Annotated in this window: 9 protein-coding genes; 8 read left to right on the plus strand and 1 reads right to left on the minus strand. The window is 42.1% G+C overall.

All coding sequences use genetic code 11. The annotated features are described in order from the left end of the window. Nucleotides 1-178: 178 nt before the first annotated feature. Nucleotides 179-529, plus strand: a complete 351-nt coding sequence (locus tag H6G26_RS17325) for a hypothetical protein (RefSeq protein ID WP_190730424.1) — start codon at nucleotides 179-181, stop codon at nucleotides 527-529. A gap of 663 nt (nucleotides 530-1,192) precedes the next feature. Beyond that, nucleotides 1,193-1,429 carry a hypothetical protein gene (locus tag H6G26_RS17330; RefSeq protein ID WP_190730425.1) on the plus strand — a complete coding sequence of 79 codons (237 nt, stop codon included), beginning with the start codon at nucleotides 1,193-1,195 and terminating at the stop codon, nucleotides 1,427-1,429. Nucleotides 1,430-1,890: 461 nt separating this feature from the next. Here H6G26_RS17330 and glsA read toward each other — a convergent pair whose 3' ends face one another. Then, on the minus strand, nucleotides 1,891-2,874 hold the full coding sequence (gene glsA, locus H6G26_RS17335; RefSeq protein ID WP_190730426.1) for a glutaminase A: 984 nt from the start codon (nucleotides 2,872-2,874) through the stop codon (nucleotides 1,891-1,893). A gap of 897 nt (nucleotides 2,875-3,771) precedes the next feature. Here glsA and H6G26_RS17340 point away from each other — a divergent pair. The 6 genes from H6G26_RS17340 to H6G26_RS17365 all read left to right on the plus strand — a co-directional run bounded on the left by H6G26_RS17340 (nucleotide 3,772) and on the right by H6G26_RS17365 (nucleotide 12,179). Then, complete coding sequence (locus H6G26_RS17340) at nucleotides 3,772-4,875, plus strand: septal ring lytic transglycosylase RlpA family protein (protein WP_190730427.1); 1,104 nt, start codon at nucleotides 3,772-3,774, stop codon at nucleotides 4,873-4,875. A gap of 170 nt (nucleotides 4,876-5,045) precedes the next feature. Then, nucleotides 5,046-6,653, plus strand: coding sequence for a bifunctional pantoate--beta-alanine ligase/(d)CMP kinase (locus H6G26_RS17345; RefSeq protein WP_190730428.1), 1,608 nt, complete (start codon nucleotides 5,046-5,048; stop codon nucleotides 6,651-6,653). A gap of 598 nt (nucleotides 6,654-7,251) precedes the next feature. Next, a complete protein-coding gene (locus H6G26_RS17350) occupies nucleotides 7,252-7,854 on the plus strand; it encodes a superoxide dismutase (protein ID WP_190730429.1) in 603 nt (200 codons plus the stop codon). Between the two features lie 749 nt (nucleotides 7,855-8,603). Further along, on the plus strand, nucleotides 8,604-10,697 hold the full coding sequence (locus H6G26_RS17355; RefSeq protein WP_190730430.1) for a cytochrome c peroxidase: 2,094 nt from the start codon (nucleotides 8,604-8,606) through the stop codon (nucleotides 10,695-10,697). A 76-nt stretch (nucleotides 10,698-10,773) separates the two neighbouring features. Continuing rightward, nucleotides 10,774-10,980, plus strand: a complete 207-nt coding sequence (locus H6G26_RS17360; protein WP_190730431.1) for a hypothetical protein — start codon at nucleotides 10,774-10,776, stop codon at nucleotides 10,978-10,980. A 62-nt stretch (nucleotides 10,981-11,042) separates the two neighbouring features. Further along, nucleotides 11,043-12,179 carry an AIR synthase related protein gene (locus tag H6G26_RS17365; protein WP_190730432.1) on the plus strand — a complete coding sequence of 379 codons (1,137 nt, stop codon included), beginning with the start codon at nucleotides 11,043-11,045 and terminating at the stop codon, nucleotides 12,177-12,179. Nucleotides 12,180-12,345: the final 166 nt, after the last annotated feature.

Consider the following 12,345-nt stretch of genomic DNA (forward strand, 5'->3'; position numbering starts at 1 on the left):
CAAACTATTAAAATAAATTAGCACTCAAGGCTTGTTAGTGCTAATTATTGGCTGAGATTTAATGCCTATGATATAGACCAAAACTATACTTCTTCTAGATACTTTAGCTACTTGCTAGACATTATACTAGAAAAAACTAAAGCTTTACTGCAAGTAATTTAAAACTGGGAGTGCTAGCATGAAATACACTTTTGATATTGTAGGAGTATCTCCACTTTTGCAGTTTTTTAATCACCAACAGCAAAATGGGCAAAAATCACCTCACCAAGGCGTGGAATACTTGGGAATGCATACATGTACGCTAGATACGTTTCTAGAATCAGTGGAATCAGTTCCAGCAAAGTGGGATTGGAATCTCGATCAAGTAGTAGATACCGTGATTCAGTTTTGGTTGAACAACTCAGATAGTATTGGTTATTGGAAAGTACGATTAAGCGATGCTGGTAAAGATAATTTACTAGTCGCAAGATTGGCGGATATAACCGCCTTACAAGCTGAATTTGAATCCCTACTAGATAAGGAGTGGTAAAGAGATAGGTAGAATTGAAAAAGAATTCAGGGACGGAGCAACTCCTGCTCCGCCTTCAGTCATAATCAACGCTTTTTTCTGTTATTCTCATTTTCAAGTGCTTTGAAAACTTTGAGATATGAGTTTTTTACTCTCTTGGTTTGAATTTCTAATAAGTCTATTAACATAACTTCATTTTTGAATATCTAAAAAAACTTTAATTTTTGCATCCTCTAAACTTACTATAAAAACATAAATACCCACAATATAGCTTTACTGAGTGCGCTATAGAAAAATTAAGAGTGTGTCTGTGTTTATTAATCTTGCGTACCGTTATTGTTCATTCTGAACCTATTTTTTTAATGGTATTTTTTAAAACGTTGTTATTTATTTTAATACTGATACAAATTTTACTTATGTGTATGCATACAAATCATGCAAACCCAATACTTGCTAAATTTTCTGCTTGATAATTTTTGCCCTGGAAACAATTGCAAATTAAGGCTTTGAGATTCATAGCACCAAAAAATTTCAATTTAATTGGTCTAAAATATAGCCTTAAGTGTTGACAGTTTATAAATAATCGAATAACAAGGTGGCAGCAGCATTAAAAAAAGCGTTAGTGCATTCCTACCTAGAAACTAATTAACGCCCTTCATTAAACTTCATACGGTTAACATAATTATGCCAGAAAATACGGAATACAAAGCTTCTAAATCAGACAATCAGGTTATTGCTTATAAAGAACGCCTCAATTCTTGGGCGATCGCTCGTCTACTTCCTAATACACAACGCGAGATCGTTGCTCGCTTCCGCAGCCGTTCTGATGCCGAAGGCTATATGCGGCACCTCTCCCAGGAAAGACCTAATGCTTCTTACATGGTTGTTTTTGATTGTCAACGCCAAGAAGCTGTGATTTAAAGTACAAGTGTAGGTAATAAACCTATCTTGAAAATAGAGAACAGGGAAAGAGATTTTCGTTCTCAATTGTGCTTACATAGCGGGTGCTTTGTCTTCACTCTGTTCATTAGCATCCTCTTTCAAAAAAGACTTTTGCGCTCTTGTGGCGAAAAGGAATGGGTTAAAGGCAAAGAAAATTCAATTCCTTTAACCCTTGCTCTTAATCCCTTTATTTCAAAAACATTTTATATGCTATCGAAAACCTGGCTAACTAGGTAAAGATGGATGGAATTAACTTTTAAATTGATCTCTTTGACTGTCGCGATCGCTTCAACATACCATTCGCTTTTACTGCCAGCCTCGCTCTACATTAACAATACCATTGGTTGTGCGTTCTCAAGCTGAAGCTGCCTATACTAAGTATCTACGAATAATAATAGATGCGTTCAAATAGTGCTATTAAAGGATTCCTCCCGGCTTTTTCAATCAAATTTGGCCTCTTGACCTGAACAATCAAATAGATGTAAACCTAAGCGTTGGGAAAGTTCTTCGCACACCTTTACCCCTCGTACACTATTACCACGCACATCCAGCAATGGTGAAAAAACTCCAATGCCCATCTTATTGGGTACAACGGCAATAATGCCGCCAGTAACACCGCTTTTCGCCGGAATCCCAATTTTATAAGCCCACTCACCTGCAAAGTTGTACATCCCACAGGTGTACATAACACTCAGAATATCTTTGATGTAACGCTTATCTACTGCCCGTTCTTTGGTGATGGGGTTAATACCTCTGTTAGCAAGGGTAGCCGCCATCACTGCTAAGTCTTGGCAATTAACTATCACAGCACACTGCTGGAAATAAAGATCCAACGCCTCTTCAATATTCCGGTCAATCATGCCAAAGTTGAGCATAAGATGCGCCATTGCGCGGTTGCGATGTCCTGTACTCCGTTCTGAGGTAAAAACTGAAATATCAACGAATACGTCGCGGCCAATATATCGCTTGAACATATCTAGCATTCGGTTGAGGCGTTCGGTTGGGCCAGAACCTTTAATTAAGCTAGTGGTGGCGATCGCTCCGGCATTTACCATTGGGTTATAAGGTCGCTTCGATTGCTCATCCAAAACAATCGCGTTGAATGCATCTCCCGTTGGTTCCACGCCAACTCTAGTCAAAATGTAATCCAGCCCATGATCTTCTAAGGCAAGTCCATAAGCAAACACTTTGGAAATTGACTGAATGGTAAAAAGGTGATCGTAGTTCCCAACTTTATAAACCTGACCATCTACTGCCACAATGCAAATGCTAAACAAGTCCGGATTTGCCTTTGCCAGTTCCGGAATATATTTAGCTACTGCACCCTCTTGCAATAACTTGTACTGAGAATGCAACTCGTTAAGAACAGCTAATAATGGGGATGGATCTATTTCTAAATTTCCTTGATGTGCTTGGTTTGTCATCAGGCTGATAGCATTTCCCAAAATACCTACTATATATAGTAGGGGTATAGCTGTACATCCCTACAGCCGCAAAGATTTTGGAAAAGATAGCTTGCTCTAAAAAATCATACTTGAACCACTACTTAGGGCGTAAAATCTCTATTGTGTTTTTTGATACACAAAAGGTTCTGTTTACAAGCGATCGCGAAGTTTTATTAATTTTTTTATGATTAATCTTGAAAAATACTAAGTTGAGTATCTTCCTTTTTTTTATACTCAGTAATACGGGTGTAAGAAGTTATATATATTACTATTTTAAGTCTAGTCATGGAGAATAAAAGTCATGATTGATCTAAGTAGAAAAAACTTTTAAAAAAGATATTAAGCTCAAACTAATTTACATAATTATTTAAGATGTAACTCATATCACGACTTATTCATAGAAAAATCTGAAGATTCCATTAAATAAGTGATTTTAAGCATTTATGCCGATGCCATTTAATTAAAGTTATATTATCTCCTTACAGGAAATGCCAGAATAGATGTAATATAGAATACACGGGTAGTTGCGAACCTTTAGAACCGATGTGAATAGGGTATTGTCATTTTGGCGTGCAATAAGCATAAAGTTGTTTGAAGAAATTTTTGACTTGTCGGAAAAAGCGTTACATAGCCAAAGTCCCTATTTGAGAAAGGTTTCGCCCATAAAATTGGAATTAAAATTTGAGAAAGCTGCTGATAATTACGCTAAAACCCTGATCCCCAAGCCAAAAGGTTCGTGTTAGTCTGTTGCAGTTATAAACAACAAAGTGAAAACGGAACGAGTTCGAGTTTTTCAGAAGGGAAGTCACTTTCACTAGTGAAAAATCCCACCAGTTATAAAACTTAAGTTCTACAGTCGCTTTAAAAAACGGACGCATGAATCAAAGACATTTGTGGATTATTGTTACCCTGTCTATGGCTGCTTTGGGCATACCCTCAGTCGGTTGCACTCAAACCACCAAAGGAAATGCACTAGCTTCTCAGAAATCACCTGCCCCTGATGTGGTGAAGGTGGGAGAGTACCAATCCAGAGCAGGGAAACAAACCTTGGATGCTGTGATTACAGAAATTCATCCTCACAATATTGAAGGACGTAAGGCGGCAACCCTTTTTATCAGAAATATACCTGTTCTCACCTTTTTAAGTTCTGTCTCAGATACGAATCTTGAAAGTAAAAAAGTTGGTGAAGTTGGGAATACCGGGGGCGTGCAATCGTACGCCCTTATTGCTAGCAATTCATCAAATGCACTGAATACTGGGAACGTAACAGATGTAAGTAACCAGATTAGTCCTGTTGACAATGACCCGGTTCAGATAGCTGGTATAGTAGCAGCTAAGATCAACCAGTTGAATCGAGAAAATGTAGATGGGAGTAAGATTACCGTAAGTTGGAAAGCAGGGGAAAAACCGACTGACAATCAAGCGCAAAACAAAAGCGTCCCAGCCCAACAAAATGGCGATCGCTATGTAATCAAAATTGATGGCGAAGAATTGGTCGAAATCAACGAAGGTACGCGACTAGCAAATAGTACCAACAATCTGGCGCAAGATGCATTGCAAGCAACCAATCGCCTACGGAGGCTACTAGGCAATGCATCTCCCTTAAAAGAAATTGCTAATTTACCTGTGCGATCGCCAATAGCAATGCCAAAGCAACCTCAACAGATTGCCGTCGGAGTAGTGCAATCCACCTTGAGAGGTATAGCTTCTTTTTATGGCTATGACTTTGCTGGTAATCGCACTGCTAGCGGTCAGAGATTCAACCCAGAAAGCATGACTGCCGCTCATCGCAGCTTACCCTTTGGTACAAAAGTCCGTGTAACCAACACCCGTAATGGTCGTTCTGTAGTACTGCGAATTAATGACCGAGGCCCATTCATTCGGGGTCGAATCATTGACGTGTCTACTGGCGCGGCTCGAGTTTTGGGAATGATGGGTAGTGGCGTAGCACCAGTACGTGTTGAAGTCTTAGGGAAATAATCATTAGGCAATAGGCATAGGCAGTAGAGAATTTACCAATGCCTAATGCCCAATGCCCAATGCCCAATTCAAGTTCCGTATCACTTAATTCCCCTAGTTCAATCATCTCTTCCCTCTCTTTCAGATATAAACTAACGGGGGAGGGATCGATAAGAACTAGGGGTATTTTTGTGCGCCTGCTGACAACAGTTGCAGCTTTACGCTGCTATTTAACTAAACGCTGCTCAGAAAACAAGCTAATTGCGGCTACTGAGGATCTAAGACTAGATGAGATCACAGGCTGGTATCAGACAGCAGTCGGTCTGGTGCCAACGATGGGAAATTTGCATCAAGGTCACTTAAGCTTAATTAAACGGGCGCGGCAAGAAAATTCTACGGTGATTGTTAGTATTTTCGTCAATCCCTTGCAATTTGGTCCCAACGAGGATTATCAACGCTACCCTCGCACTTTAGAGCAAGACCAACAACTTTGCGAACAAGCTGGGGTAGATGCAATTTTTGCGCCAACTCCGGAAGAAATGGCAGTTCCTCAGAAGAGTATACAAGAATCAAAGGTTACACAAGTTATCCCCCCATCTGCTATGATAACAGGCTTGTGTGGTCGTTCTCGGCAAGGTCATTTTCAGGGTGTCGCTACGATTGTGACCAAACTTTTCAACTTGGTACAGCCTGACCGTGCCTACTTTGGTCAAAAGGATGGTCAGCAACTGGCAATTATTAAACGCTTAGTAGCTGACTTAAATTTGCCAGTAGAAATTGTTGGTTGTCCAACAGTGCGGGAAGCGTCGGGTCTTGCCTTCAGTTCTCGTAATCAATATTTGACTGCAATGGCAAAAGAGCAAGCAGCAGTATTATATCGCGGCTTGCGACGAGCTGAAGCTGCATTCATTGCAGGCGATCGCAATAGTCACAAGTTGATAGCACTGGTACAGCAAGAAGTGGCAATAGTCAATACAGTCTCAGTGGAATATATTGAATTGGTTGAACCGACTACGTTAATGTCTTTAGAAAAAGTTCAGGAGGAAGGAATGTTGGCGATCGCAGCTCGTCTTGGGTCTACACGTTTGATTGACAATATCATATTGCGCGATCGTCAACCCATCATCGCCATTGATGGCCCAGCCGGGGCTGGAAAATCCACAGTGGCACGTCAAGTGGCAGCAAATCTGAATTTAGTGTATTTAGATACAGGCGCAATGTACCGTGCTGTAACTTGGTTAGTATTGCAAAAGGGGATTGCTATTGATGATGAGTGTGCGATCGCCCAATTAACTAACGAGTGTAAAATTGAACTGACTCCTAACCAGGATTTACAATCGTCTGTGCGCGTTTGGATTGACGGTACTGATGTTACCCAAGCAATTCGCACCATTGAGGTCACATCTCAAGTATCTGCGATTGCCGCACAAAGCGCTGTCCGTCAAGCACTGGTTAAACAACAGCAAAACTGGGGTAAAAAAGGTGGTTTAGTGGCTGAAGGTCGAGACATCGGTACTCATGTATTCCCCGATGCTGAAGTGAAAATCTTCTTAACCGCTTCTGTGGGTGAACGTGCCCGTCGCCGCCAGGAAGACTTTAGCAAACAAGGTCAACCCGAAGTGAGTTTAGAGCAGCTGAAACGGGATATTGCCGAGCGTGACTGGAAAGATAGTACACGCAAAGTTTCCCCTTTGCAAAAAGCAGCCGATGCGATCGAACTTCAAACCGATGGTCTGAATACTTCTGAAGTAACAGCACAAATTGTAAATTACTACCAGCAACGTTTATCTCAGTGGTAATCACCACTATTTGCTGTTAGTTTTTTATTTCAAAAGGGTGGTAGATAAGTTATTTATTTATTTACCATCCTTAAAACTGTACCTAGAAACAGCCCAAAAGCAAAAAATTAGATATTTTGCTTATTGACTATCTTCATTTTAAACTTAATTCTGGTATTGTAGATTGTAGATTAATTTAATTACTAAATCATCATGCTTTCGGCTTATCCTCATATCACAATTAATCCTGCTACAGGTAGAAGCGGGAAACCTTTAATTGCTAAATGCTAAGTAAAAGGCAACTTTTGCTGGAGGCAAAAGGACAATAGTTGATCTAAGTGGGAAAACCTTTTCATGCCTACCTACTTAATTATTTATTAGTTTTTAGCTAAAAGATATTAGCCATTTTTATTTATAGTTATTATTTCCATAGTGAATTGACTTATTTTACTTATTAAACGAGTACTTTGTTTTTATCTTCACTTTGGTAGTAAAATGACGATGTTAAGTTTTATGTTTCATCATTAAAGACATAAAACCCCAAAAATAAAAGATGTTAATTTCCTAAGCTTCTGCAATAGCTTAAGACTGGAAACCGGTAAAGAGAGGATTTGACACAATGGCATTTGTACAGCCCCCACTACCCTTCGACATTAATGCTTTAGAGCCACATGGCATGAAAGCTGAAACTTTCGAGTATCACTATGGTAAGCATCACAAAGCTTATGTAGACAACCTCAACAAGCTCACTGAAGGTACAGAACTTGCTGATAAGTCTCTGGAAGAGGTGATTAAAACTTCCTTCCAAGATTCCTCTAAGGCGGGGATCTTCAACAACGCTGCCCAAGTTTGGAACCACACCTTTTTTTGGAATTCCTTGAAACCAGCAGGTGGCGGCGCACCCACCGGTGATCTCGCAGCCAGAATTGATAAAGATTTTGGTAGCTTCGACAAATTCAAGGAAGAGTTCTCGAACGCAGCCGCAACTCAATTCGGCAGTGGATGGTCTTGGTTGATTGATGATGGTGGTACGCTGAAGGTGATTAAGACACCGAATGCCGAAAATCCGCTAGCTCATGGGAAGAAGGCACTCTTAACCTTGGACGTTTGGGAACACGCCTACTACATTGACTACAGAAACGCCCGTCCAGCGTTCATCAAGAATTTCCTAGAAAACTTGGTTAACTGGGACTTTGCTGCTGAAAACTTGGCCAAAGCTTAATCAGCTACCAGTGTTGGCTCTGTTGTAACAGTAGGCTTTACCAGATATGTAAAGCAAAGACAACCAGCTAATTTATAAAAAGGCATCGAGAAAACCCAATATTTTAAAGATGGGGTGAGATGACCTTAATAATAATTACCAGCAGCCACGACGTAGTCTCGTGGCTGTTTTTGATTGTCTGGATATAAGCTGTTACGCATTTAATACCAATTCAAATAATGTTTGCGACACATCAATTATTTGTAAGGGCACAACAATGTTGTGCCCCTACCCATCTGTCGCATTCTTTTTTCAAATTGGTATAACTTGAATATTTACATGAAACCTGATGATCGATGACTGTTAACCGTCAACCGTCAACAGTTAACGACCGTAAAGAGTGTTTATACTTTTTTAGCGTGCATCAGCTTATGGCAGATATGGTGGGGCACTCTAAGTGTGCCCGCAGCAACATTGACTTAATTGGTAAAAACATATTTTAAGAAAAATTATACTTAAGTAAGTAAGTGGGCATGAATAATTAAAGCTTCAATGAAATCTTCATATTAAAGGCTTCAGCCTTACTACAAGCTAATTTAATAATTTTCTCGTGTGTAACATAGATTGATTTATTCTTACCTACTTACTTAAGTATAAAAAATCTGATATTCTAACATCTCTGTGTCATTAAAGACAACAAAGTTTCAGATTTGAGAGTGGAGCGGTAATGCTTCAACTCTTGACAATTATTATTAACGTTCATATAAAGCATGGGTAAAATCCAACTTGGTGTCGCTTTCGTGGCTGCTGTGGTAGTCAGACTTACTGATCTGGCATCAAGATTGTCAAAGAGAATGAAAAGCAATGTGACGATCGCAGCACTTGTTGCGATCGCAGTGCTAGCCGGACATACTGTATCGGCACAGATAACGCCACCCTCTCAGCCACTGGCTTCGCTAAAGACCGTACCGATTCCAGGGCCAGACTATACAGGCTACGTAAAGGATAAGAGCAAAGCGATCGCTTTGGGAAAGGCTCTTTTCTGGGATATGCAGGTGGGCAGCGATGGCAAGACATCGTGTGCTACTTGTCATTTCCATGCCGGAGTGGACAACAGAATTAAAAACCAGCTTAATCCAGGGATTTTGCGCGTGGATGCAAGCGGCAATCCGAATCCTGATGATACTTTCAGTCTCGGAGGGCCAAACTACACCCTGAAGGCGACAGATTTCCCATTCCACAAACTAGCAGATGTAAACAACCGTAACTCCGCCGTTATTTCTGACATTAACGATGTCGCCTCTTCGCAAGGAGTCTTCAATACTAAATTCTTGAGTACCACTCCTGGTAATCCTCAAGACAATGTGACTCAACTCGACGATCCAATCTTCAACGTGGGAGGTATCGAAACCCGCCGAGTGGAGCCGCGCAACACACCGACCACAATTAATGCGGTGTACAATTTCCGTAACTTTTGGGATGGACGAGCTCAGAACTACTTTAATGGGGTGAATCCGTTTGGATTAAGAGACCCCAACGCCAAGCTTTACAAAGCAGTAACTTCTCTAACATCACCACAACAAGTCAGTGTGAAGCTCAAGAATTCATCTCTAGCTTCCCAGGCAGTGGGGCCACCTCTTAGCTCATTTGAAATGTCTGCTGACGGTCGCACATTTCAGGATGTCGGTATTAAAATTGTTGGGAAACGAAACCTACTGAGGGGTCTAAAGCTTCCAAGGGATCTTGGTAAAAAATTATTTTCCCCTAATTTGAAACCACTTGCACAACAGGAAGTAGCAGTTGACGACAGTACCTTAGGTATTTACAGAGCGCCTAATGGAAAAGGACTGAAGAAAAAGTATAAGCAGCTGATTGAGGATGCCTTCCAGCCACAGTGGTGGGATTCTTTATGGTCAATTCAGGTTGATAAAAATGACGGTAGCCGACAACCCGTCCTCTTGGGCGCGAGGAGTCTTGTCGATCCAAACAAGAACACATATACGCTGATGGAGTACAACTTTTCGCTTTTCTTCGGGCTAGCGATTCAACTGTACGAGTCCACACTAATATCTGACAATGCGCCTATTGACCAGTACTTTGATGGCAACAAAAACGCCTTAACTTCTCAACAATTGAGGGGTAAACAGCTTTTCGAGGGAGCGGCCAAATGCATCAACTGTCACGGTGGGGCAGAATTCACCAACGCTTCCGTGAAAAACGTGCAGAATCAACGGCTTGAAGACATGATACTAGGAGATGGACAACAAGCCGTCTATGACAACGGCTTTTACAACATTGCGGTCAGACCCACTACAGACGACTTAGGTGTGGGTGGTAAAGACTTCTTTGGTAATCCGCTCTCAGAGTCGCGAGTAGCTCAACAAGGCAAATTTCAGCAGCTTCTCGGTGTAGACCCGAATATCACGGTCAGCCCCAACCAAAGAATAGCCGCAGACGGAGCCTTCAAAACGTCCACACTTCGCAATGTGGAACTCACCGCACCGTACTTCCACAATGGAGGGACACTGACCCTCAAGGAAGTGGTTGAATTTTACAATCGGGGTGGTGACTTCCACGAGCAGAACATCAAAAATCTGGATGCGGATATTGAGAAGCTTAACCTGAGCGATCAGGATAAAGATGACCTAGTAGCCTTTATGAAGGCGCTTACTGACGAGCGAGTTCGTTATGAGAAAGCGCCCTTCGACCATCCGCAGTTGTTTATTCCTAATGGACATCCAGGAAATGAAGCCTTCGTTACCAACGATGGCACTGGTAAAGCCACAGATGCCTTGATAGAGATTCCATCTGTTGGTCGGAATGGTAGCAGGACTCCGCCTGCTAACTTCCTTGCGACTCCCTAAACGCTAGAGTTGACACTCCCCGAATTTATACGGGGAGTGTCAACATTATTTGCTAGAGTGAAAATTAAAATACTATATGGATAGTAAAGAACTAGCGCAATACATCGAAGCAACTGATAGCATCACTAAACCTTGGCTATTGGTACAACTGCGCCTCAAAAAATTGCAAGAGCGTCGAGCTACCCTTACAAACGATGTCTACACCAAAGAATTAGAAGACATTTACCAAGACATGATGAATTTGGGGGAATGGTGGCGCGGTATTGAAGATGAGGTATTTTAAAGTTATGAGTTTTCCTAACTTTTAACTCCTAACTCCTAACTCCTAACTTAAAACGCAACCTGATGGCTCAAGCTCTCGATCAAGTCGATTACGATACTCTCGATGCCGCAAAACGACGCTTCATTGATGCCGCAAAACGCACGCTTGGCTTTGCAAGCGCCTATGGCATCGTGCCTGCATCGGGTCTTGGAGCAAGTGCTAACGCTTTTAGCTTCAACCTTGCTCCGTTTCTAGAGGCGGGGGCTAGAGAACTTTCGATGACACTTGTCCCCGAAGGACTGGGCACAGCAGACGATACTCGACCTGATGACCTTTCTGAAGAAGAACTTCGGCGATTCTGGTGGAACATCGGTATCAAGATTATTTCGTGTCTTACGAACGATGCCGCAACTTCCGGTATGCAGACTATACTTCTCGGTTTATATCTGCCGTCTAGTACTCCAGAAACCATCTTCACTCCTGCCTTCCTTGATGGGTTTTTGGATGGAGTAGTTGAGGGATGTAAACGAGTTGGGTGTGTGTATCTCTCAGGGGAAACTCCTCAACTAAAAACGAAGATGATTCCAGGCCGGCTTGATATCGCAGGCTCGGTTTTTGGGGTCATGCCGGTTGGTGTTGCTCCTATTGATAGTTTGCGTCTGGATGCCGGAAATACCATTGTTCTTGTCGAAAGTTCGGGGCCCCATGAGAACGGCTTTACCCCACTGCGAAAGCTTGCCGAGTCGCTCCCTGACGGGTATAGAACAAAACTTTCAAGTGGGCAGGAGTTATGGGAAGCAATGAATGCCGCCTCGTATCTTTACACGCCGCTTGTACAGGCGGTGCTTGGTGAAGGAATTCGTCCCACTGCGATGGAGAACATCACTGGACATGGATGGCAAAAGCTGATGCGGTCGGTGAAGCCCCTGCGGTATGTCATCGAAACGATGCTCCCAGTGCCGGAGATTTTTACCTTTGTCGAGGGTCATCTTGAGGGCGGAGCCGAGACAATGCTTTCTGTGTTCAATTACGGAGCAGGATTTGCATTCTATACAGAGTCGCAGCAGGATGCAGAGAGGATCGTTATCCTCGCAAAAGAACATAAGCTCACGGCTGTGATTGCCGGAAGGGTCGAAGCATCGCTTAACCGCGAGGTTGTGGTAGAACCGCTTGGGGTGACCTTGAAAGGAGATACTTTTGGGATTGCGCGAGGAGTATAATGCAGCCCAAGCGTAGGCATAGCCCGTCGTAGACATCGCTAGTTTTCTGGGTATACACTCACTTATGCGATGCCTGCGGTGGGCTACGCCTACGCTAAACTAAATTAGATGAAATTAGTGAAATCACTGAGGTATGTAATTTTATATACGTAAAATATACTTTTAT

Source organism: Nostoc sp. FACHB-888 (genome assembly GCF_014696655.1).
Classification (GTDB): domain Bacteria; phylum Cyanobacteriota; class Cyanobacteriia; order Cyanobacteriales; family Nostocaceae; genus Nostoc.